The following is a 21,919-nucleotide window of genomic DNA, read 5'->3' as shown; positions in this document are numbered from 1 at the left end:
TCTCGGTTGGCGGGGTGTTGAAGGGGTGCGGTCAGTTGTGAGTGTTGAGGGGTGTGCGGTCAGTTGTCGGTGTCGTTGGGCATGGTGGCGCTGCGTTCCACGGTGACCGGGTCGAAGAGGGGGACCACCGAGGGGACCGTGACGGTGACCGTGGCGGTGGTGGTGTCGGTGCCGCCGCCGTCCACGGCGGGGTCGGGGTTCAGCCAGGCGCTCGCCGCGGCCGCGCCTGCGGCCTCCCCCGCGCCGGGCTCCAGGGACTCGGCGCGTGCGGCGGCCCGTGCGGCCGAGCCCGCTTGGCTGATGCCGTAGCCGACCAGGCCGAGTTGGATCGCCGCCATGCCTACGAGGAGGAGGATCGGGAGGAAGCCGGCGAACTCCAGGATGGAGGAGCCTCGGTCGTTCCAGTGGTGGTGGGGTGGCTTTTTCGTCGGTGCCGGGTTCGCCCGGGGGTGGTGGGTGGGTCGGGGGCGCGCCGGGGGGTGTCCGTCCTCGGAACGGCGCGGAATCGGTCGCCCGAGAAGTCCGACGAGTTGACGCGCCAACCGCTGCGGGCGGACACCCCCCGACACGCCCCCTTCTCGCCGTACCCGGCCAACCCGCCGTACGGGGGGCGCCACGGCCTCCGCCTCCGCCTCCGCGCGTACGCGGCCCACCCGCCGTACGGGCCGCGCCTCCGCCTCCGCGCGTACGCGGCCCACCCGCCGTACCGGCTCCGCTTTCGCGCGTGCGCCGTCTTCCCGCCGTACGGGCCGCGCCACGGCCTCCGCCTCCGCACGTACGCGGCCAGCCCGCCGTACGGGCCGCGCCACCGCCTCCGCCTTCGTGCAGACGTCGTCTTCCCCTCGTACGGGGTCGTCGGTCGGGGTCATTGGGGGTCTCCCTCCAGTGCCGCCCCCGCCTCGCCGTTGACGGTCCAGCCGGCGTCGAAGCCCGGGAAGAAGAGGGGGACGTTGGCCTGGACCTCGGCTCGCATGAGGGTGCCCGCGGGGGCGCAGTCGATGGAGGTGTCGGCCCAGGCGCCCGGCAGGTTCTGGGTGCCGGCGGCTTCGCAGGCGCCGGCGACGTCGCCGTCGACCGCGTAGGCGGCGGTGGCGGCGCGGGCGGCCTCGTCGGCGGCGTTGCCGGCGAGGGAGTAGGTGTAGCCGTAGAGGGCGGCCTGCCAGAGGATCGTCATGGTGACCAGGATCAGGGGGAACATCCCGGCGAATTCGAGGGTCACCGAGCCCCGGTCGCCGCCCTTGCGGCGGAGGGCGAGGGCGCCTCGGTCGGCCGAGGACCTGCGGCGTCGGCCGCCGTGCCCGTTCTCCGGCGCGGCCACCAGTTCCAGCTCCCCGGCCAGCGCCCACAGCGCCTGCTTGACCACCGAGCGGGCGTCGAGGTCCTGGAGGCGGCCCGCGTCGACGACGGACTGGAGTTCCTTGAAGGCGGCGGGGACGGCGGCGCGGGCCACCTTCGTGCCGGTGACCTTCTCGACCAGGGACGGCTGGATCTCCGTGGCGCGCGACAGACGGTTGACGACCGTCAGCGTCTCCTCGGCCTTGCGGATCTGGAGGCGGTCCCAGAGGCGGACCATGCGTTTGGCGGCGCGGACCGCGATGACGTCCGGGGTCACCAACAGCAGGGCCTGGTCGGCCATTTCGACGGCCGCCGCGGTCGCCGCGGTCATCTGTGAACCGCAGTCGACGACGACCACGTCGTGCCGGGAACGGAGCGTGGCCACCACCTGGCGGGCCACCCGGTCCGTCACCTCCTCGCCGCGCTCGCCCTCGGCGGGGGCGAGGAGGAGGGCGATACCGGTGTCGTGGGCGTAGACCGCCTCCTGCAGGACGCGGGGGTTGATGTCCGTGATGCCGGCCAGGTCGGCGACCGAGCGGCGGAACTGCACGTCCAGGTACGAGGCGACGTCCCCCGACTGCAGGTCGAGGTCGAGAAGGGCCACCGTACGGCCGGACGCGCGGGCCGCGAGGGCGAGTTGGACGGCGGTGACCGTGGCACCGACGCCGCCCTTGGCCCCGCTGACCGTGACGACGGTGCCGCCGGGGCCCGCGTACAGCTCCGGCGTGGGGCTGCCGAGGTGGCGGCGCATACCGGCCGACCAGGCGGCGGCGGCCTGGACGCGTTCGGCGAGGGCCTCGTAGGAGAGGGGGAGGTTGACGATGCCGCGGGCGCCGGAGTCCATGGCGGCGGTGAGGACGCCGGTGCTCGTGTCGGAGGTGACGAGGACGACGCCGACCGCCGGGAAGCGCAGAACGAGATCGCGGACCAGGTCCAACGCCGTTACGGGACCGATCCGTTCGTGGACCAGCACCACCTCCGGCAGCTCGTCCAGGGACTCGGCGGCCAGCCGCGCCAGGGTGTCCAGCAGGGCCGTGGAGTCGGAGACCGGGGGCGCCGGTTCGGCGTCGGCCAGCTGGCCGAGCAGGGTGGTGAGGGCGCGGGCCGAGTCGACGTCCCCGGCGGCCGGGAGGATACGGATGGTCATCGGCGGATCCCCGTTCCGGTCGCGGAGGTGCGGGGCTCGGCCGCCTCGCACCAGCAGGGTTCACTCGGCACCCGCGGCCCACTCGCCGCCCACGGCATCCTCGTTCGCCGTACCCCCCTCAGCATGCCCACCCTCGGCACGCCCACCCGCGGCGGCATTCGACGCACCCTCGTTCGAGTCTTCCTCGTACGGACGTTCCGGACCGACCTCATCGCGGGGCCTCCTACTTGTCCTCGTCGAGGGTGTACGAACGGTCGTCCGGCACGACGACGGTGGCCTCCCCGCCCCCGACGAGGGCGAGACGGACGTGCTCGGCGAACGACTCGGCGAACGCCACGCGCTGCGCGTCGGCCGTGTCGAGCGCGAAGGTGATCGGGACGGCCTCGGTCGCCGTGCGCCGGCGGTCGCTGCTGGACTGGCCGGATTCGAGGGGCGTCAACTTGCCGACGTCGATGACGCGGGCGTCGGCGACCATCAGCTTGGACGTGTCCTTGCCCGAGTCGCTGTCCTTCTCCTCGAACGTGGCGTAGAGGTTGACCCGCGACCCCGGGTTGATCTTCCCCGCCACACCGGTGGACGCGTCGATCAGGATCGCGATCTCCTGCTGCCCGGGTTCGAGTTCCGGCCGGTCGACGATCATGTCGGACTGGAGCAGGGAGCCCTTGCGCAGCTGGGTGACGGCGATCTTCCCCCGGATCTCCGACAGATCGGTGACGGCCGTGCCGGACAGCCATCGCTCCGGCATCGTGATCTTCTCGAACTGGCCCGCCGACAGCTCCTTGTAGGGCGCGATGTCGTCCTTCAGCCGGTACGCCGTCACCTCGGGTCCGACCTTCGCGTTCACGTCACGGATCACCGAGAGCACCCCGGCGAACGCGGCCAGGGCACACAGGGCCGAGAGGACCAGCAGGATGACGCCGCGGCGCTGGCGCGAGTTCACTACATCTCACCTCGTGGGAACGTGCCGGGCACAGAAGCGGGCCTGCTTCTCCTGCTGGGGGTCATGGGGTCTGCCCCCGGAGTATGGAGTTGTCGTACGGCTGTCATGTGGCCCCTCGGGGAAGGGCCGCCCGGCCCGGGAGGGGCGTGGGCTCCGGTTCCCGTAAGGGGGCCGCGCAGAACCCGCAGCGGTCGCCGATGAGTTCGAGGCCGCACCAGTGGCAGGTCTCGCGGCGTACGGACGACACCAGCTGGTAGAGCACGGAGACGTCGGCGAGGCCGGCGGCGAACTCGACGAGCTTGCCGGTCCCCCACCAGCGCGCGGACCCCTCGGGCAGCGGGACCGGCAGGGACCCCTGCACCTGCCAGGCGGGCGCGAGGGTCGCGGTGACCCAGTCGGACGGCGGCTGCGGCCCCTGCGCGACGAGCAGCCGGGTGCCGAACTCGGGACCGGCGAGGGGTTCCTGGTCGGCGGTGTGGAGCCGGACGAGCTGGGGCCGCGGGTTGGCCAGTACGGCGAACTGGGCGCCCGGCATCCACGACTTGGCGTGCGACTTCAGCGTGACCGGCACCCGGTCGAGCTTGGCGACGGAGCCGAGGTGGGCGCCGGCGTAGATGTAGTGCGCGAGGAGGCGTACGGAGGAGGCGAGCACCCCCGGGCTGAAGTCGCACACGGACAGCTGCCGCAACTGCTGGGCGAGCAGGGCGAGTCCGAGCGGGGGCAGGTCCACGCCGAGCAGGGCGATGCGGTCGCTCTCCAGCACCGAACGGACGGTGTGCAGCCGCCGGGTGACGGCCGGCTCGTCGGAGGCCGAGTGGAGGGCGATGACATAGCCGTGCTGCTCGATGAGCGCGTGCATGCCGAACAGGGAGGCTTCGAGGGTCTCCTGCGGCTGGACGACCGCGGGCGGGGTCTGCCGGTCGTGCGGTGGGAGCACCAGGTCGGAACTGGTGACGGCTATCGCGGTCGGCACGCTGCACACCACCCCGTTCACTTCGGCGGAGTGGTCGACCACCGCCTCAGACGGCCCCTGTGAGGAGCGACGTCTTCCTCGACGCCCCTCCTGCATCGTCTTGCATCAGCACCATATCCACGGCATGGCCCGATCAACACCGAATCTCCTTGATCAACTCACGGAAGGTGCGGCCGTATCCACACAGAGTGAGACGCATATGCCTCAACTCGGCAGGCGGGAGGGGGTGTTGGGCGGCCCGGACGAGTGAACGGTGGGCCTGCGCGGGAGTACCTTCGTCCTCTTCTTCACGGTCGTGCCCGCCCCGGTTCTGTCACCCGACGCCCGGTCCGGCGACACACTTTGCGGCAAAGGTCGTGGCGTTGCAGCACGCCATACGCCGATGCGATGATCGCACGCATGTCTGATCACGGGGGAGGCGTCGGAGCGGCGGGCGGTATACGCCGATCCAGGATCTTCCACTACGTGGAACCGGCCGAGCCGGCCATGCCGAACGGTCCCGCTTCCGAACGCCCGCCGGCCCCGCCCGAAGAGCGGACCCCGTCCCCGACAGGCGGCGACACCCTCCCCCCGGCGGCAGATGACGCCGCCCTCGCCCACCGCCGACGCGAAGCCGCCGCCCTGCTCGGCGAGTTCCGGCGTACGGCGGTACTCGTACCCCTGTCGGCGGACGGCGCCCCGCTCACCGGGGAGCACGGCGGTATCCGCTGGATCTACGCCTTCTCGGACGAGCCGTCCCTGGCCCGATTCGCCATCGCAAGGGGCGAAGGCGCGCGCGAGTGGGCGTACGACCGGGTGCTGGGCGCCCGGCTGCTGGACGTGGCGATCCCGGCGATGCCGGTGCCGTACGGGGTGGCGCTGGACGTCGGCAGCGAGGGTCAGGGCGCGCTGTTCCCGCCGGTGAGGGGGATCGTGCCGGATGCGGCGGCGGTGGACGTGGACGACGAGACGAGCGGGTCCGGCGGAGACGGGGAGTTGACTCGATGAACGACGGCGGAGGTGGTGGGGGCGGCGGAGGTGAGGGCAAGGACCTTCAGGTGGAAGGCCTGGCCCTGATCACCGAGGGGATCAACCTGGCCATGTCGGAGCTTCGTGAACTCGGCATGGTCGGCGAGGCGAGCGTAGGCCGCGGCTTCGCCGATCTGGCCCTGTCCGGCCTGGAGTTGGGGCACGGCGGACTGACGTCGGCGCTCGACACCTTCTGCGAGCGCTGGGAGTGGGGAGTCCGCGCGCTGATCCTGGAGGGCAGCAACTTCGCGGACGCCGTGGGCCTGGCGGCGGGGACGTTCCACGAGACCGAGCAGTACATCGACGGCACCTTCAAGATCGCGGCGAACTCCGTGATGGGCAACCCGCACCTCAACGAGGACCAGGTCACCCAGATGTCCTGGGGCGAGATCGGCGACAACCACATGTTCGCCACCTCCGACTGGAGCGCGGAGTCCTGGGAGCGGGCGCAGGAGAACACCGACCAGGCTTGGAACGACGCCCAACGTGATGTGATGACGTCGCCCCTCCTTGAGAACGGGCCCCTCGACCCGCAGAAGGCGATGGGCATGACCGACCAGGAGTACGAGGCGTCGCTGGACCAGCAGTACGGCCCCTCCCGCGAGGAACGCGAGCAGGCGGCCCAGGCCGAGGGACAGCAGCAGAGCGGGGGCGGCAGCTGATGGGTGGCTGGATCCCGGACGGTGTGGAAGACAAGCTCAAGGGCGCCGCCAACACCGTCGTCGGCAAGGCCGAAGAGGTCTACGACGACGGCAAGAAGCTCGTCGGCGAAGGCATCGACAAGGGCACCGACTACGCCGGCGAACGCCTGGAGGACATGGGCTTCAAGGGCGTCGCGGACAAGGTGGAGGACTGGGGCGACGGTGCCGCGTCCGCCCTGGGCGCCACGCCCGGCGAGCAGCAGCTCGGCGAGACCGAGCAGGCGAACGAACTCGTCCACGGCAACGTCGGCCGTATCCAGGAGAGCGCCAAGCACCTCAAGGACTTCCACACGGCCTTCGACAAGGTCGGCGACGGCATGCGCAAGCTGGACTCCTCCCAGTGGAAGGGCCAGGCCGCCGACACCTTCCGCGAGAAGTTCGCCATGCACCCCAAGAAGTGGATGCGTGCGGCGGACGCCTGTGACAAGGCCGCCAAGGCGCTCGACGCGTACGCGGACACGGTCAAGTGGGCCCAGGGCCAGGCCCAGGACGCCATCGACGCCTACAAGGCGGGCATGAAGGCGTCCAAGGCGGCGGTGGAGGCGTACAACGCCAAGGTCGACACCTACAACGCCAAGGTGAAGGCCGGTGAGGATCCCGGCCCGAAGCCGGCGGAGTTCAGCGACCCCGGCAAGGCGGACATCACCCTCGCCCACGAACTCCTCAGGGAGGCCCGCCGCCAGCGCAACGAGGCCGCACGCACCGCCACCACCTCGATCAGGGCCGCCCTGGAACACGCCCCCGCCGAACTACCCCCCGCCCTCAAACTCGCCGCCAACTTCGCCGACCAGGGTGCGTCATCGGCCGTGGAACTCACCCATGTCGTCGGAGGCGTCGTCAAGGGCGGCGCGGGCATCATCACCTTCGGCCGCAGCATGAACGCCCTCGACCCGTACAACATCGCCCACCCCGCCGAGTACTACCAGAACGTCAACATGACGCTCGCGGGGCTCACGTCGACGGTCGCCCACCCCGACCGGGCCCTCAAGGACGCCTGGCAGTCCGCCAAGAAGGACCCGTCCGAGTTCGGGGGCCGCGTCGTCCTCGATCTCCTCGGGACCAAGGGGGCGGGGGCGGCGCGCGGGGCTGCGACGGGCGGGATCAAGGGCGCGCTCAAGCACACCCTGGACGACGCGGCCGAGGCGGGAGGAGCCCAACGCGGGCTGAGGGATACCGTCGGCAAGGCGCCCCAAGAGCACGACAACCCCGGCCAGAAGGTCCAGAAGGACCCGACCGACCCGGTCGACCTCACCACGGGCAAGATGTACCTGCCCCAGACGGACGTGGTGCTTCCAGGTGCTCTCCCCCTCGTCTTCAGACGGCGTGTGGAGTCCGGCTACCACTTCGGCCGCTGGTTCGGCCCGTCGTGGTCCTCGACGGTCGACCAACGCCTGCAGATCGACTCCGAGGGCGTCGTCTTCGTCACCGAGGACGGCCTGCTCCTCGCCTACCCCCATCCGGCACCGGGCGTCCCGACCCTCCCCAGCCACGGCCCCCGCTGGCCCCTGGACCGCGAGGACGGCGGCTACACGGTCACCGACCCTCAGGCGCACCGCGTCTGGCACTTCACCGACCGCGGAGACGACCTGGCCGTCATCGAACAGATCGACGACCGCAACGGCAACTGGCTCACCTTCGAGTACGACACCGAGGGCACCCCGCTCGGCATCGTCTCCAGCGCCGGATACGACGTACGCGTCACCACGGAGGCAGGCCGGATCACGGCACTCCACCTCGCCTCCGGCAACCAGGAACTGAAGCGCTACGGCTACACGGACGGCAACCTGACCGAGGTCGTCAACGCCTCCGGCCTCCCCCTCCGCTTCACGTACGACGAAACCGGCCGCGTCACGTCCTGGACGGACACGAACAACCGCGGCTACACGTACGAGTACGACGACCGGGACCGCTGCGTCGCCGAGGGCGGCACGCACGGCCACATGAGCCTCCGCTTCACCTACGGCGAACGGGACTCGGCAACCGGTCACCGCGTGACGACCACGACAACGGGCGAGGGCCACACCCGCCGCTTCGTGATCAACGACGCCTGCCAGGTCGTCACCGAGATCGACCCCCTCGGCGCCGCCACCCACTTCGAACGGGACCGCTACCACCGCCTCCTCTCCCACACGGACCCCCTCGGCCACACGACCACGTACCGCTACGACGAGACCGGCAACCCGACCGTCGTCACACGCCCGGACGGCCGCGAGGCGAGGGCCGAGCACAACGAACTCGGTCTGCCGATACGGGTGGTGAACCCGGACGGCACGGTCGTCCGCCAGACGTACGACGAACGGGGCAACCGCACATCCGTGACCGGGCCGACCGGCCACACCACCCACTTCACGTACAACGAATCGGGCCACCTGACCGCCGTAACGGACCCCCTCGGCCACACGGCAACGGTCCGCTGCGACCCCGCCGGTCTCCCGTTGGAGATCACGGACCCCCTCGGCGCGGTCACCCGCTACGAACGTGACCCCTTCGGCAGACCCGTCACCCTCACGGACCCAACGGGTGCGGTGACCCGGCTGGAGTGGACGGTCGAGGGCCACCTCGCCTGCCGCACCGCCGCCGACGGCACGACGGAGTCGTGGACGTACGACGGCGAGGGCAACCGCACCACCCACACGGACCCGATGGGCGCCGTCTCCCACTTCGAGTACACCCACTTCGACCTCCTGACGGCCCGCACGGGCCCGGACGGGGTGCGCTACGAGTTCGACCACGACAAGGAGCTACGTCTGACGCGGGTGACCAACCCGCAGGGCCTGACGTGGGCATACGAGTACGACGCCGCAGGCAACCTGGTCACGGAGACGGACTTCGACGACCGCACCCTCACGTACACCCACGACGAGGCGGGTCGCCTGAAGACCCGCACGAACGCGCTCGGCCAGGTGGTTTCCTTCGAGCGCGACGAACTGGGCCAAGTGCTCCGCAAGGACGCGGCGGGCGACGTCACGACGTACGCGTACGACATGACGGACCAGCTCGCCCAGGCGACAGGCCCGGACGGTACGACGCTGACGATCCTGCGCGACCGCTTCGGTCTGGTGCGCTCGGAGACGGTCGACGGCCGCGAACTGACTTACAAATACGACGAGTTCGGTCGACGGATATCCCGCACAACACCGACAGGGGCAACAACGACCTGGACGTACGACGCGACCGGTCGCCGCACGGGGATGACAGCCTCGGGCTGAAGTTCCCCCCGGGCCCTGGACAGCGGGTGTTTACGCTGCGGGGGTGAGGTCTTGCCTGAGCAAGGTTCTCGTTTCGAGTGGGGTGACGTACCCATGCTCGGGGTGTCTGCGGAGTCGGCTGCGGTTGTACTCGATCTCGATGTAGCGGAAGACGTCGGCCCGGGCGGCCTCGCGGGTCTCCCAGACGGTGGTTCCGATCTCCGCTTTCAGGACGGCGAACCAGCTTTCCGCAGCAGCGTTATCGTAACAAGAGCCGACACGTCCCATCGACTGTCGCATGCGCAACTTGCGTATCTCGGTGCGGAATTCATCACTCGTGTATTCGCTGCCGCGGTCGGTGTGCATGATGCAGCCGTCCTCCAGACCACCGCGTCCGGCCGCCATCCGCAGGGCGGCGACCGGCAGCTCGGCGCGGTGGTGGTCGGCCATCGCCCAGCCGATCACCTCCCGCGTCGCGAGATCAATGCAGGTCGCCAGATACAACTTCCCTTCCCGTGTGACGAGTTCGGTCATGTCACCGACCAGCCGCATCCCGGGACGGGGGGCGGTGAAGTCCCGGCCGATCAGGTCGGCGGCGAACACCGCCCGCCTGGCCTGCCTGGTCAGGCCCCGACGCCGGCGGCGGGTGATCCCGACGATCCGGTACTTGCGCATCAGCCGCTCGACCCTCTTCGGGTTCACCGCCCGCCCGGCCCGCCGCAGGGCGGCGTGGATCCGCGGGGCCCCGTAGGCGCCGCGCGATCCGGCGTGGAGCACCCGGATCTCGTCCACCAGGCGTTCCTCCTCGCGCCGCGCGACCCGGCGCGCTGACGCGGCCGCCCGGTGCGCGTAGTAGGTAGAGCGCGGCACTCCGAGCGCACGGCACAGCAGCGCGACGCTGTGACCTGCGTGATTGTCGTCCGATGTCTTCTCCGCGTCGATGAAGCGGCACCGCGTGGCGGTGTCTACCTCATCTTGTCCTGCGCGAAGAAGGCGGTCGCTTTTCCCAGGATGTCGACCGTCTTCTCCAGCTCGCGGACCTTACGCCGCAGCTGGGCGAGTTCTTCCCGCTCGGCGCTGGTCAGAGTCCCGGCGGGCCCCTCGCCCCGGTCGGCCTTGGCCTGCTTCACCCAGCCACGCAGACCCTCCGGGCTCACCCCCAGGTCCCGGGCGACCTCGGTGACCGTCTTGTCCGACGACAGCGCCAGCGCGACGGCGTCGCGTTTGAACTCGGCCGTGTACCGCTTGCTCATGTTGCTCTTCTTGCTCACTACCTGTGACTGCTTCCTCCGGGACCTTCCGTCCCAGTATCAGGCTGTCCAGGTCAAGGGGGGAGCTTCAGGCCGCACCATCGACTTCACCTACGACGAAGCCGGCCGCGAACTGACCCGTCACATCGGCGAAACGGTCACCCTGCACCACACCTTCGACTCCATCGGCCGCCTGACGACCCAGTCGGTGATGGCGGCAGACGACCGCTCGATCCAACACCGCTCATACTCCTACCGCTCCGACGGCAACCTGACCGGCATCGACGACCAACTCTCCGGCTCCCGCCACTTCGATCTGGACACGGCGGGCAGGGTGACCGCGGTCCACGCGGCGAACTGGACGGAGACGTACGCCTACGACGAGGCGGGCAACCAGACGTCTGCGTCGTGGCCGACGGACCACCCGGGCCAAGAGGCGACGGGACTGCGCTCGTACGAGGGCACCCGCATCACCCGCGCGGGCAAGGTCCGCTACGAGCACGACGCCCTCGGCCGCATCACTCTCCGCCAGAAGCCCCGCCTGTCCCGCAAAGCGGACACCTGGCGGTACGAGTGGGACGCCGAGGACCGCCTCACCTCGGTGACCACACCGGACGGCACCCGCTGGCGATACACGTACGACCCGCTGGGCCGCCGCACGGCGAAACTCCGTCTGTCAGCCGACGGCAAAGCGGTCATCGAGCAGATCGACTTCACCTGGGACGGCACAACCCTCTGCGAACAGACCACAAAGTCCCCGGCTCTGCCGAACCCGGTCACCCTGACCTGGGACCACCAAGGCCTGCGACCCATCTCCCAGACGGAACGCATCACCGCAGTCGCCACTCCGCAAGAGGAGATCGATTCCCGCTTCTTCACCATCGTCACCGACCTGGTCGGCACCCCTAGCGAACTCGTCGACGAACACGGCGAGATCGTCTGGCGGACACGGAGCACGCTCTGGGGCACAACAGCCTGGGCCGTCAGCAGTAGCACCTACACACCTCTCCGCTTTCCCGGCCAGTACTACGACCCCGAAACCGGCCTCCACTACAACTACTTCCGCCACTACGACCCCGAAACCGCCCGCTATCTCACCCCCGACCCTCTCGGCCTCACCCCTGCGCCCAATCCCGCCGCATACGTCCATAACCCGCTGGAGGAAATAGACCCGAAAGGATTGTCCCCCTGCCGCCAAGCTGTCGCAGAGGACTTTGGTGTCGCACGAAAGGCAGTAATCGAACCTAAAGTAGTCTATCGAGGAGATACGCGCCCACCTGAACTAGTTTTTGAAAATGGCTTTTCACCGAAGGGAACCAACGAGGACATCGGAAAATATTCACTCTACGACACCCCATCAAACTGGGTCGGCACAAGCAAGAGCGTCAGCGAGGCAGGTAATTTTCCGCAGTCGGCCAGAGGACGCGGCACCTGGGTTTACGAGATCCGCGGCGCCGGGTATGGCGTAGATGTCAACCGCTCACTAGGAGGCGCTATTCGCTCTTGGATAAACGGCACCGGCTTCCCGTCCGAGCGAGAGGTGATTTTCAGGAGCATCGATCCGAGCAACATCGTACGCGCGGAATATTGGCGCTACGGAAGGCCGACGGGAGAAATCATCGAGAACCCGGGATATATAGAGTGAACGAAGAAATTCCCATCCGCGTCCAATTTGATGACCAGGAAACCGAGTGGAAAATACTGGTCGAAGGGGACGGCCCGTGGCAACTGCGCCTGGAATCACCGCACGGCATTGAGGCATCAGCCAACGGCGACAACGTGTTTCAAGCACTGCGGTCCATGCGAGCAGAGCTTGCCCCGAGAGGTATCGCACTCTGCTGCAACGGGGCACGAGCCAATGTCAGACCATCCGGGCTGTCCTCATCGCACGGCGCTTGGATGATCTACGTTCTCCACATGTGGCGTCCCACAACAGTACGCGACCTCGTTCCAACTTTCAATTATGCACCACCGAACCTGATCGCCTCCATCGAGGAACAGGACGCATACTGGGAGCGCCACCTCAAAAACAGGAAGAATTGGCTCAACTTCATCAATCCGATCTGGTGGCTCTATTTCCTCACTGCGTCATGGGGAAAGCCGAAGTGGCGATAGCGCCGATCCAGGAAAATCGACCGATCGGAACTCCGTGCAGCCATCCAGGAGATCTGGACCGGCAGTCACAAATTCGCGACATCGCCCACTTCACAAATATGCAGGACCAAGAATTCATCTTCAGGGCACTACCGGATCACCGTCTGAGCAGCCGACAGCCCAGGCCTACGCATAGTCAGCCGCCCGCGGTAGACAACTCGAACCACACCACCTTCCAGCCGCGCTTTCGGAAGTCTCCGGTGACGGGGTAGCGGCCCCAGACGTCCGCCAACGCGTCGACGAGGAACAGGCCCCGGCCGAACTCGTGGTCGGTGGTGGAGGGGAGGGGGCTGGGGAGATCGGGGTGGTTGTCCAGGACGGCGACGTGGAGGCGGTCGGGGCTGGCGCGGAGGGTGACGGTGATGAGGCCGTCGGAGTGCTTCACCGCGTTGGAGAGCAGCTCCGAAGTCAGTAGTTCCGCTGTGTCGGTGAGGTCCTGGGAGCAGGCGTGACCGAGGAGTGCGGCGCGGATCGTGTGGCGGGCGACGCGTGGGGTCCGGGGGTCGTTGGGCAGGTCCAGGCGGCATTCCCAGGTGCGGGAAGTCTTCGAGGAGGATGCGGGCGGGACAGGGCAGGCCGAGGGCGCTTCGGGCATGGGGGTTCCCTTCGAGGCAACAACTGCCGTGTGTAGCTTGTTCATTACCGACTGTAGGGCATGCGGGGTTATGTTGCCCCATAAATGAGGGAACACAAGCACCTCCAGGGTGGTGCTGTCTTCGAGGAAGGAACGGCATGGCCGGGAGGACATCTCCGACGGAGCGGCAGAAGCGGCTCGGGGCGGAGGTACGGAGGATGCGCACCGCTGCCGGTATGACCGGGGAGTACGCCGCCGGACTGCTCGGTGTGGACCGAGGCAAGATCTCCAACATCGAATCGGGCACACGTGCCATCAGCGCCGACCGGCTACGTACGTTGGCCTGCAACTGCGACTGCGACGACGAGGCTTACGTCAGCGCCCTGGTCGCCATGGCGCAACCCGCCGAGCGGGGCTGGTGGGAGAGATACCGGGGCAGCCTTCCCGCCGGGCTCCTCGACATCGCCGAGTTGGAACACCACGCCGTGCGGATCCGCAGCGTTCACCTGATCCACATGCCTGGGCTCCTTCAGTCCAGCGACCACGCCCAAGCCGTCTTCAAGGCCGCGCTGCCGCCACTGCCCGACCATGAGATCGCCCTGCGGCTCGCGCACCGCCTGGAGCGTCAGCGTGTGCTGCAGAACGACGACCCCACCGAGTACGTCGGGATACTTCACGAGGCGGCGCTGCGCATGCAGTTCGGCGGACGCAAGGTCGCACGGGGGCAGCTCGATCATCTTCTCGCCGTGTCGGAGTGGGCCAACATGGCGCTACGGGTCTTCCCGTTCGACGCGGGCTCGTTCCCTGGCGCTGGGCAGACCGTGATCTATATGGAAGGCCCCGTGCCGGAGCTCGACACCGTGCAGGTCGACAGCACCCACGGACCGGAATTCCTATACCAGGAGGCCCAGTTGTCCAAGTACCGAACCCAACTGGATTGGATGGAGAAGCGCGCACTGTCTCCCGAGGAGTCGCGCGCCTTCATCCAGGACATCGCCAGCCAACTCTGAGGAGACGACCATGGCCGACATCACGTGGGAAGACCCCTTCTGCGCCGAGGGATCGGCTTGCTTCCGCCTCGGCACCGACCCCACCGGCAACGCCTACATCGCCATAGCCGGTGCCGAGGACACCTACCTCACCGACACCCGGGAAGCGCTGCGCACGCTCATTCTCGACATCAAGGCGGGCAAGGCGGATCACTTGCTCTGAGGTTTCGCACGGTCGTCCGTGCGGAAGCACCATGGCTAGCCCATCGGGCGGTAGTAGCCGAGCACCTGGGCCAGGTGCGCGAACCAGTGGTGGAGGCGCTCCCGAGGCTTCGCCTCGACCGTGCACTCGTAGAAGCTGCCGTCGAGGTGGATGACGGCCACCATGAGGGACTTGCCGTTGCCGCTCGCCTTGTAGTGGACGCTGCGGATCTCGGGCCAGGTGAAGTCGATGGCGATGCCGTGGTCCTCGAAGGCGACACCGTTGATGTCGATGACGACGGAGTTGTGGCGGTCGACGGCCAGGAACTCCGGGCCCTGGGGCGGCGCGCCTGGGGCTGCCGGTGGCTGGGCGTACGGGTGAGGCGGCTGGCCGGCGGGAGGCGGTGCCGACTGCCCGTACGGCTGCCCCTGCGGCGGCTGCGCGTAGGGCTGTGGTGGCTGGCCCTGCGGCGGCTGCGCGTAGGGCTGTGGTGGCTGGCCCTGCGGCGGCTGCGCGTAGGGCTGTGGTGGCTGGCCCTGCGGCGGCTGCGCGTAGGGCTGTGGTGGCTGGCCCTGCGGCGGCTGCGCGTACGGCTGTGGTGGCTGGCCCTGCGGCGGCTGCGCGTACGGCGGGGGCGGGGGGCCGAAGCCTTGCCGGCCGCCCGGCGGTGTCCATGGCTGCGGCGGTGGCGGCGGCTGCTGGCCCTGATCAGGCTGGTCCATGGTGTTCGTCCCTCTGCCCCGTTGGTGTGACTCGTACCGCACCGTATCCCTCACCCGCCCATGAAACATTCCCCGGGGGCCACCACATCAATGAAGTGAGAAGCGAAGTAGCGAAGAGGCCGAGTAGCGAAGTCGGCGCCTACGCGAGCTCACCCAGGGGGAGCCAGAGATGAGACCAGTCCGCGCGGACGGATACCAGGAGTTCGCGGCGGCGCGTGCGGGGCATCTCTACCGGTCCGCGTGTCTGCTCACCGGCGGAGACACCCATCTCGCCGAGGACCTCGTGCAGGAGACGCTCGGGCGGTTGTACGTGAAGTGGGGGCGGGTGCGGCAGGCGGAGAACCCGGCCGGGTACGCGCAGACCGTGCTGACCAGGACCTTCCTCGCCCATCAACGGCGGCGTAGCAGCAGGGAACGGGCCACGGACGTGATTCCGGACGTGCCCGCCGCGCCCGGCTCCGACTCCTCCCTGCGGCTCACCCTCGTCGAGGCGCTGGCCCAACTGCCGCCCAAGGACCGGGCCGTGGTCGTCCTGCGCTACTGGGAGGACCGGTCCATCGAGGAGACCGCCGCGTCGATGAACGCCAGTTCGGCGGCGGTCCGCACACGATGCGTCCGCGCCCTCGCCCGGCTGCGCGTGCTCCTCGGGGACGGCATCGGTGAGTACGTCACCCCCTGAGTGCCTCAGAGACACCGGCCGACACCCACACCCACACTCGCTCCCACACCCACCCGCACTTCCACACTCACTCCCACACCCACTCGCAGAAACGGTGGTTCGTCATGCCCGTTGAAGAGCACGGAGACCCCTTCGAGGGCAGGCTCGGCGACGCCCTGCGCCGGGCCGGAGATGCCTTCGAGACCGATGGACACGCGATGGTCGGCGGCGGAGCCGTACGCGGCCGGCGGCTGCTGCTGCGCCGGCGGGCGGCGATGCTGGGCGGGGTCGCCGGGATCGCGCTCGTCGGAGTGGGCGGGGCGCTCCTGCTGCCCGGGATCGGCGACGGGGGCGGGAAGCAGTCCGTGGCGGCGGAGCGGTCCACCGAGCCGGGCCCCAGGGACGACGACGGCAAGGTGTCCGGCGCCCGACTCGTCCGGCAGCTCAAGGATCTGCTGCCGGCGGGGAAGTTCAGCGGGGAGTCGGCGCGTGGCACGGGCGCGGAGCCGGGGCCGTACGCGCAGGTCGTGTACGACGACGGCGAGGGCGGGGCCGCCGTGCAGATCGGGCTCGGGCAGATCGACGCCGACAGCGAGCACGCCAAGCAGCTCACCGACTGCCCGGACAAGACGTTCGTCGAGTACGACTCCTGCGAGGAGAGCACCCTGCCGGACGGTTCGCGACTGATGCTCTTCCAGGGGTACGAGTACCCGGACCGCCGTGAGGAGACCAAGCACTGGTACGCGCAGTTGGTCACCGCCGACGGTTACGACGTCAGCGTCATGGAGTGGAACGCCCCGGCGCAGAAGGGCTCCCCCGTCACCCGTGAGGACCCTCCGCTGACCACCGCCCAGTTGAAGGACATCGTCATGGACTCGGGCTGGCGCCGGGCCATCGACGCCATTCCGGAGGACAAGGCGGAGCAGGAGGACCAGGGGGAGAAGCAGGAGTCCTCGACCGAGCGGCCCGAGGCCGGGTCCGTCGACGCCCCGGTGGTGGACGGCGCCACCATCCAAAAGACCCTCGCCGGGCTCCTCCCCGACGGCGTCCACGGTGTCGACGAGGGCAGCCAGGAGTCGGACTTCGCCTACGTCGTCCTCGACGACGGCAGGGGGAGGAGCCTGGTGCAGATCAATGTGCAGCCGGGGATGGCGGACGTCGCGGACTCGTTGTTCGGCGCCGATGCCGAGACCCTGCCCGACGGCACGAAGGTCGCCACGAGGCAGGGGCCCGGTGAGAAGGGCGGCGAGGGGGTCGTCATGTGGACCGTGGACACGCTCCGCACCGACGGGCTGCGGGTCGTGATCAGCGCCTTCAACTCCGGTGCCCAGCACACGGCCGCGACCCGCGAGACCCCCGCGCTCACCCTGGCGCAGCTGAAGGAGATCGCCACCAGCGAGAAGTGGAAGACGCTCGGCTAGCGACCGGGGCACTGCCGGCCCCGTGGTCCGGTGGGGGCGGCCGGACCACGGGGCCGGCCGCCCCACCGGTGTATCGGGCGTCAGAAGAAGTCCGCCCACGGCTGGTCCCAGATCTGCTTCAGGGCCAGGACCAGGAACAGCAGGCCGGCGAGGGCCAGCATCCCGTTGCTGACGAAGCCGTTGCGCCATTCCCGGGGCGTGCGGGAGGAGTTCAGGAGCCAGATGAGGGTGCCGGCGAGGAAGGGGAGGAAGGCGGCGCCGAGGACGCCGTAGAGGATGATCAGGCGGAACGGCTGGCCCTGGAAGAGCAGGACGATGGGCGGGAAGGTCAGCCAGAGCAGGTACGCGCGGAACGGCCAGGACTTCTCCCGGCGGCCGGAGGCGACCTCCTCGCCCGTCACCGCCCCCTTCCTGCGGAAGCGTTCCACGAAGTCCGCGAACATCAGGCTCACGCCGTGCCAGACGCCGATGAGGGAGGTGTAGGAGGTGGCGAAGAAGCCGATCAGGAAGAACTTGGCGGTGGCCGTGCCGTACTCGTCGGCCAGGATGTCGCTGAGCTGGATCAGGCCCTTGTCGCCGCTGGCGATGGCGACGTTGGCGGAGTGCAGCAGTTCGGCGCCGACGAAGAGCATGGCGATCACGAAGATGCCGGTGGTGATGTACGCGACCCGGTTGTCGAGACGCATGACCTTCATCCAGCCGGTGTTGGTCCAGCCCTTGGCGTTGACCCAGTAGCCGTACGCGGCCAGCGTGATCGTGCCGCCGACGCCGCCGATCAGGCCGAGGGTGTTGAGGATCGAGTCCTTCTCGTCGGGGAGGACCGGCAACAGCCCCGCCAGCGCGTCCGGGAGGTTGGGGGTGACCCTGATCGCCAGGTAGACGGTCACCACGAACATGACGCCCACGAGGACCGTCATGACTTTCTCGAAGACCTCGTACTTGTTGAACCAGACGAAGACCAGACCGCTCAGGCCGCACAGGACGGCCCACCACTTGAGGTCCATGACGTCAGGGAACAGCGCCTGGAGGGGCAGGGCGCTGGAGGACATCGCGGCCGCGCCGTATACGAAGCCCCAGATCACGACGTACACGACGAAGAACCACGTCGTCCAGCGGCCGAGGCTCGCCCAGCCGTCGAAGAGGGTCCGGCCGGTGGACAGGTGCCAGCGGCCGGCCGCCTCGGCGAGGGAGATCTTGACGAGACAGCCGATGACGGCCGCCCACAACAGGGTGTAGCCGAAGTTGCTGCCCGCGATCAGGGTCGCGACCAGGTCGCCGGCCCCGACACCGGTCGCGGCGACGACGATGCCGGGGCCGATGTACTTCCAACTTGATGTGCGGGGTGGGGGGTTGGTGTCGGATGTTGCCGGGGTGTCAGTGGGGTTTCCCGTGGTGTCCGCCATGCAGGTCAAGAAACCGCATGGGCCCCGACCAGGCAAGAGGGCGTGCCCGGGATGCCTTTAGGGGCGCGGGGCTGTATCGATGTGCGGCTCCGTCGCGGGGCGCGACCAGCCACGACGGCGCCGCGGACGACCGACGGCCTCAGTGAACGGTGGCTTCAGTACCGGATGCCACCGAAGCCACCGGCCCCGCCGAACCCGCTCAACCCAGCGGAGCGGAACCGCAGCCGTCGGACCCGCACGTGCCGAGCTCGAACCACACGGTCTTGCCCGGCCCGTCCTGATGGCAACCCCAGCGCCCGGCGAGCGCGTCCACCAGGAACATCCCTCGGCCGCTCTCCGATATCTCCGTCGTTTGACGCACCCGGGGCGGGCGGCCGTCCGTGTCCGACACCTCGCAGCGCAGGACACCGTGCGCGGCCGACAGGGTCAGCTTCAGTCGGCTCTCCGCGTGCACCAGCGCGTTGGTGACGAGTTCACTCACCAGCAGTTCCGCCGTGTCGGTCTGGTCGAGCAGTCCCCATCCCTCCAGCTGCCTGCGCACCTGCGCGCGGGCCTGTGCGGCGGCGGTGGGACGAGGGTCGTACTCGACGCTCAAGTGGCCCGCACCCATCGGCGGTTGGGGGTACGAGGCGTAATGGGGGCCGGAATCCGGAAGGAGTCCCCCGGAGAGTTGCAGCATGCTTCCAGGGTTGCCGCCGCACGTACGCGGCACACGGGGAGGAATACCCGTTTCCGGCCTTGCATATACCTGTTTCCCGCCCGGGTACGTCCGCAATTGGGGGCGTACGCGCCTGATGGGCGTGTACGCGGTTGTGTAGGGCTTACGCACGCCGCGAACCCCCGGCCGGTTCCCGTCCGTTCCGGCCACGCCGCCCCGGGGCACCCACACCCCCACTCTTGACCTGGTCATGCCAGACCCGCACCATGAGCGCCACACCCGCACCAGGGCCTGCCGGGATCCCCACGGTCATCGGTCAGGCCCGAGGCACGTCGCAAGGATCCACCCCCCGCTCCACTCCCCACTTCCGGAGACCCCGGAATTCCTGGAGAAAATAGGAGACTTCATGCGACTCCGCATGCGCGGCAGGTCGGCGCCCGGCGGCACGGGCAGGAGATCAGGCCGCCGCACCGCCGCCCTCGCCACCCTGCTGGCCCTGGCTCTCGCCGCCCCGGTCGCCGCGACGACCACGGACGCGACGGCGACCAGCGCCGAGCGACCCAAGGCCTCGGCGGACGACATCCGCCAGTACGAGGTCCACATGCACTCGGACAGCAAGTCCCGCACGGCGCTGCAACAGGCCGGCGTGACCGTGGACGACGCCGACGACCACTCGGTGTTCATCTCCGGGCGCGCGGACCAGATCAAGAAGCTGAAGCAACAGGGCTACGAGGTCACGCCGCTCGGCGCGGTCCCCGACCGGTCGAACGGCGAGGACGACGTACGGCTCTTCGACTTCCCGTCCGCCGACTCCCGCTACCACAACTACGCGGAGATGACGAACGAGATCAACTCCGTGGTCTCGGCGAACAGTTCCATCGCCAGCCAGCGGGTCATCGGCACCTCGTACCAGGGCCGGAACATCGTCGCCATCAAGATCAGCGACAACGTCGGCACGGACGAGGCCGAGCCCGAGGTGCTGTTCACCCACCACCAGCACGCCCGTGAGCACCTCACCGTCGAGATGGCGCTCTACCTGCTCAACGAGCTGACCTCCGACTACGGGACCGACTCCCGGGTCACCAACATGGTGAACAACCGCGAGATCTGGATCATCCCGGACCTCAACCCGGACGGCGGAGAGTACGACGTCGCCACCGGCTCGTACCGCTCGTGGCGCAAGAACCGGCAGCCCAACAGCGGTTCGTCGGCCGTCGGCACCGACCTCAACCGCAACTGGAACTACCGCTGGGGCTGCTGCGGCGGCTCGTCCGGCTCCACCTCCTCGGACACCTACCGGGGTACGGCCGCCGAGTCCGCGCCCGAGGTGAAGGTCGTCGCGAACTTCGTGCGCAGCCGGGTCGTCGGCGGGGTCCAGCAGATCAGGACCGGCATCGACTTCCACACGTACAGCGAGCTGGTGCTGTGGCCGTTCGGGTACACGACCGCCGACACGACGACGGGGATGACGGCGGACGACCGCAACGCGTTCGCGACCGTCGGCGGGAAGATGGCCACCAGCAACGGGTACACGCCCGAGCAGGCCAGTGACCTCTACATCACGGACGGGTCGATCGACGACTGGCTGTGGGGCAACCAGAAGATCTTCGCCTACACGTTCGAGATGTACCCGGGGTCGGCCGGGGGTGGCGGGTTCTACCCGCCCGACGAGGTCATCGCCCGGGAGACCGCGCGGAACCGGGACGCGGTGTTGCAGCTGCTGGAGAACTCGGACTGCATGTACCGGTCGATCGGCAAGGAAGCGCAGTATTGCTAGGCCGGTAGTGCCGGTGCCGGTGCCGGTGCCGCTTCCGTGAGTGGGGAACTGCGCGTCCGTTGTGGCTGGTCGCGCAGTTCCCCGCGCCCCTTACGGGGCGCTTTACTCGGACTCGACCGATTCCTCGGCCGAGTCCTCGGCCTTCTTCTCCTCGCCGTCGTCGAAGTACGCGTCCAGGACCTCGTCGATCTGCGTCTCCCACGCGGCGTGCTCGGACCTGGCCTTGGCCTCGATCTCGATGGGGTACCAGCGGCGGTCGGGGGTGTGGACGGTGACCGTGAACCGCTTGCCGAAGCGGGGGGACTCCGTCTCGATCGCGCCGATCTCGTCCCAGCCGAACTCGCACTCCTGGTCGTCCAGGCGCAGCCGTACGCCACGGCTGTCGGCGACGATCTTCGCGCGGCGGTCGGAGGCCTCGAAGACGGGGCCGTCGGCCGCGTCCTCGGCGGCGTCTTCGTCCGCGTCCGGGCCCGCGCCCGCTTCCGCGTCGTCGGCCGAGGTCTTCTCGGCGGGGGTCTTCGCGACGGACGTCTTGGACGCCTTCGACGTCTTCTCGGCGGCAGCCGGCTCGTCCTGCTCCGGGGCGGCCTCGTCCGGCGCCTCGGGCTCCGTCGGTTTGATGTCCTCCGGCTCCTCCTGCTTCTCCTTCTTCACGGACACCGGTGCCGTGAGTCCGGGGATGTGCGACGGGTCGACCGCGGCGGCGGCCAGGGGCTGGTTGTTCGAACCGATGCGCTGCTCCACAGCGGGCAGTATGGTCGACGACCCTGTGCCAAGGACAGTCGGGCCAGGCATATGTCCGTATCTCAGTTGCACAAT

General features: G+C 69.0%; 18 protein-coding genes and 3 pseudogenes. 10 read left to right on the top strand and 11 right to left on the bottom strand.

The window, feature by feature from the left end; translation table 11 throughout:
* Positions 1–59: 59 nt before the first annotated feature.
* The 4 genes from OG272_RS31810 to OG272_RS31795 form a co-directional block, all read right to left on the bottom strand.
* Positions 60–869: a TadE family protein gene (locus tag OG272_RS31810; protein ID WP_405895339.1), complete on the bottom strand. Its 810-nt coding sequence runs from the start codon at positions 867–869 to the stop codon at positions 60–62.
* Complete coding sequence (locus OG272_RS31805) at positions 866–2,482, bottom strand: CpaE family protein (RefSeq protein ID WP_405895338.1); 1,617 nt, start codon at positions 2,480–2,482, stop codon at positions 866–868. The genes OG272_RS31810 and OG272_RS31805 overlap by 4 nt, the downstream gene beginning before the upstream one ends.
* 223 nt (positions 2,483–2,705) lie before the next feature.
* Complete coding sequence (cpaB, locus tag OG272_RS31800) at positions 2,706–3,422, bottom strand: Flp pilus assembly protein CpaB (protein ID WP_326578065.1); 717 nt, start codon at positions 3,420–3,422, stop codon at positions 2,706–2,708.
* Between the two features lie 103 nt (positions 3,423–3,525).
* Positions 3,526–4,395 carry a hypothetical protein gene (locus OG272_RS31795; protein ID WP_328223951.1) on the bottom strand — a complete coding sequence of 290 codons (870 nt, stop codon included), beginning with the start codon at positions 4,393–4,395 and terminating at the stop codon, positions 3,526–3,528.
* 399 nt (positions 4,396–4,794) lie between these two features.
* Here OG272_RS31795 and OG272_RS31790 point away from each other — a divergent pair, with 399 nt between their 5' ends.
* The 3 genes and pseudogenes from OG272_RS31790 to OG272_RS31780 all read left to right on the top strand — a co-directional run.
* Entirely contained in the window at positions 4,795–5,382 is a 588-nt protein-coding gene (locus OG272_RS31790; RefSeq protein WP_327727995.1) for a hypothetical protein, read from the top strand.
* A complete protein-coding gene (locus OG272_RS31785) occupies positions 5,379–6,065 on the top strand; it encodes a hypothetical protein (RefSeq protein ID WP_405895337.1) in 687 nt (228 codons plus the stop codon). The genes OG272_RS31790 and OG272_RS31785 overlap by 4 nt, the downstream gene beginning before the upstream one ends.
* Positions 6,065–9,310, top strand: a pseudogene (locus OG272_RS31780) (putative T7SS-secreted protein); the annotation flags it as partial. The gene OG272_RS31785 and the pseudogene OG272_RS31780, both read left to right, overlap by 1 nt.
* A gap of 33 nt (positions 9,311–9,343) precedes the next feature.
* Here the strand turns inward: OG272_RS31780 and OG272_RS31775 are convergent.
* Both OG272_RS31775 and OG272_RS31770 read right to left on the bottom strand, forming a co-directional pair.
* Positions 9,344–10,243 (bottom strand): annotated as a pseudogene (locus tag OG272_RS31775) (IS3 family transposase); the annotation flags it as partial.
* 14 nt (positions 10,244–10,257) lie between these two features.
* A complete protein-coding gene (locus OG272_RS31770; protein WP_326584620.1) occupies positions 10,258–10,545 on the bottom strand; it encodes a transposase in 288 nt (95 codons plus the stop codon).
* An 82-nt stretch (positions 10,546–10,627) separates the two neighbouring features.
* Between OG272_RS31770 and OG272_RS31765 the strand changes: the two are divergent.
* Positions 10,628–12,187, top strand: a pseudogene (locus OG272_RS31765) (RHS repeat-associated core domain-containing protein); the annotation flags it as partial.
* Positions 12,184–12,657 carry a hypothetical protein gene (locus tag OG272_RS31760; RefSeq protein WP_327727998.1) on the top strand — a complete coding sequence of 158 codons (474 nt, stop codon included), beginning with the start codon at positions 12,184–12,186 and terminating at the stop codon, positions 12,655–12,657. The pseudogene OG272_RS31765 and the gene OG272_RS31760, both read left to right, overlap by 4 nt.
* Before the next feature lie 175 nt (positions 12,658–12,832).
* Here the strand turns inward: OG272_RS31760 and OG272_RS31755 are convergent, their stop codons facing one another.
* Positions 12,833–13,291 (bottom strand): ATP-binding protein, encoded by a 459-nt coding sequence (locus tag OG272_RS31755; RefSeq protein WP_327727999.1) that lies wholly within the window; start codon positions 13,289–13,291, stop codon positions 12,833–12,835.
* Between the two features lie 137 nt (positions 13,292–13,428).
* Here OG272_RS31755 and OG272_RS31750 point away from each other — a divergent pair, with 137 nt between their 5' ends.
* The gene (locus OG272_RS31750; RefSeq protein WP_328223948.1) at positions 13,429–14,280 is read left to right on the top strand and encodes a helix-turn-helix transcriptional regulator; all 852 of its coding nucleotides are present in this window, start codon (positions 13,429–13,431) and stop codon (positions 14,278–14,280) included.
* 10 nt (positions 14,281–14,290) lie between these two features.
* On the top strand, positions 14,291–14,482 hold the full coding sequence (locus OG272_RS31745) for a hypothetical protein (protein ID WP_326578069.1): 192 nt from the start codon (positions 14,291–14,293) through the stop codon (positions 14,480–14,482).
* A gap of 35 nt (positions 14,483–14,517) precedes the next feature.
* On the opposite strand, the gene OG272_RS31740 is transcribed toward OG272_RS31745, so the two are convergent.
* On the bottom strand, positions 14,518–15,183 hold the full coding sequence (locus OG272_RS31740) for a hypothetical protein (RefSeq protein ID WP_405895336.1): 666 nt from the start codon (positions 15,181–15,183) through the stop codon (positions 14,518–14,520).
* Positions 15,184–15,352: 169 nt separating this feature from the next.
* Here OG272_RS31740 and OG272_RS31735 point away from each other — a divergent pair, with 169 nt between their 5' ends.
* Together OG272_RS31735 and OG272_RS31730 are read left to right on the top strand one after the other, a co-directional pair.
* Positions 15,353–15,862: a SigE family RNA polymerase sigma factor gene (locus tag OG272_RS31735; protein WP_326578072.1), complete on the top strand. Its 510-nt coding sequence runs from the start codon at positions 15,353–15,355 to the stop codon at positions 15,860–15,862.
* Positions 15,863–15,966: 104 nt separating this feature from the next.
* On the top strand, positions 15,967–17,262 hold the full coding sequence (locus OG272_RS31730) for a hypothetical protein (RefSeq protein WP_405895335.1): 1,296 nt from the start codon (positions 15,967–15,969) through the stop codon (positions 17,260–17,262).
* Between the two features lie 80 nt (positions 17,263–17,342).
* On the opposite strand, the gene OG272_RS31725 is transcribed toward OG272_RS31730, so the two are convergent.
* Positions 17,343–18,665: an Nramp family divalent metal transporter gene (locus OG272_RS31725; protein ID WP_326578074.1), complete on the bottom strand. Its 1,323-nt coding sequence runs from the start codon at positions 18,663–18,665 to the stop codon at positions 17,343–17,345.
* 199 nt (positions 18,666–18,864) lie between these two features.
* Positions 18,865–19,275, bottom strand: a complete 411-nt coding sequence (locus OG272_RS31720; protein ID WP_326585640.1) for an ATP-binding protein — start codon at positions 19,273–19,275, stop codon at positions 18,865–18,867.
* Positions 19,276–19,729: 454 nt separating this feature from the next.
* On the opposite strand from OG272_RS31720, the gene OG272_RS31715 reads away from it, so the two are divergent.
* Complete coding sequence (locus OG272_RS31715; protein WP_327728004.1) at positions 19,730–21,100, top strand: M14 family metallopeptidase; 1,371 nt, start codon at positions 19,730–19,732, stop codon at positions 21,098–21,100.
* A 102-nt stretch (positions 21,101–21,202) separates the two neighbouring features.
* Here the strand turns inward: OG272_RS31715 and OG272_RS31710 are convergent, their stop codons facing one another.
* Complete coding sequence (locus tag OG272_RS31710; RefSeq protein ID WP_327728005.1) at positions 21,203–21,844, bottom strand: hypothetical protein; 642 nt, start codon at positions 21,842–21,844, stop codon at positions 21,203–21,205.
* Between the last annotated feature and the right edge of the window lie 75 nt (positions 21,845–21,919).

The organism is Streptomyces sp. NBC_00104, from assembly GCF_045160825.1.
Taxonomy (GTDB): Bacteria; Actinomycetota; Actinomycetes; order Streptomycetales; family Streptomycetaceae; genus Streptomyces.
Note: the sequence above shows the minus strand (reverse complement) of the source record. Positions and strands in the feature narration are given on the sequence as shown.

Coding starts and splice junctions, on each gene's coding strand:
- OG272_RS31810 (WP_405895339.1), bottom strand. CDS start 869: ATGACCCCGACCGACGACCCCGTACGAGGGGAAGACGACGTCTGCACG.
- OG272_RS31805 (WP_405895338.1), bottom strand. CDS start 2,482: ATGACCATCCGTATCCTCCCGGCCGCCGGGGACGTCGACTCGGCCCGC.
- OG272_RS31790 (WP_327727995.1), top strand. CDS start 4,795: ATGTCTGATCACGGGGGAGGCGTCGGAGCGGCGGGCGGTATACGCCGA.
- OG272_RS31785 (WP_405895337.1), top strand. CDS start 5,379: ATGAACGACGGCGGAGGTGGTGGGGGCGGCGGAGGTGAGGGCAAGGAC.
- OG272_RS31770 (WP_326584620.1), bottom strand. CDS start 10,545: ATGAGCAAGCGGTACACGGCCGAGTTCAAACGCGACGCCGTCGCGCTG.
- OG272_RS31755 (WP_327727999.1), bottom strand. CDS start 13,291: ATGCCCGAAGCGCCCTCGGCCTGCCCTGTCCCGCCCGCATCCTCCTCG.
- OG272_RS31750 (WP_328223948.1), top strand. CDS start 13,429: ATGGCCGGGAGGACATCTCCGACGGAGCGGCAGAAGCGGCTCGGGGCG.
- OG272_RS31745 (WP_326578069.1), top strand. CDS start 14,291: ATGGCCGACATCACGTGGGAAGACCCCTTCTGCGCCGAGGGATCGGCT.
- OG272_RS31740 (WP_405895336.1), bottom strand. CDS start 15,183: ATGGACCAGCCTGATCAGGGCCAGCAGCCGCCGCCACCGCCGCAGCCA.
- OG272_RS31735 (WP_326578072.1), top strand. CDS start 15,353: ATGAGACCAGTCCGCGCGGACGGATACCAGGAGTTCGCGGCGGCGCGT.
- OG272_RS31730 (WP_405895335.1), top strand. CDS start 15,967: ATGCCCGTTGAAGAGCACGGAGACCCCTTCGAGGGCAGGCTCGGCGAC.
- OG272_RS31725 (WP_326578074.1), bottom strand. CDS start 18,665: ATGGCGGACACCACGGGAAACCCCACTGACACCCCGGCAACATCCGAC.
- OG272_RS31720 (WP_326585640.1), bottom strand. CDS start 19,275: ATGGGTGCGGGCCACTTGAGCGTCGAGTACGACCCTCGTCCCACCGCC.
- OG272_RS31715 (WP_327728004.1), top strand. CDS start 19,730: ATGCGACTCCGCATGCGCGGCAGGTCGGCGCCCGGCGGCACGGGCAGG.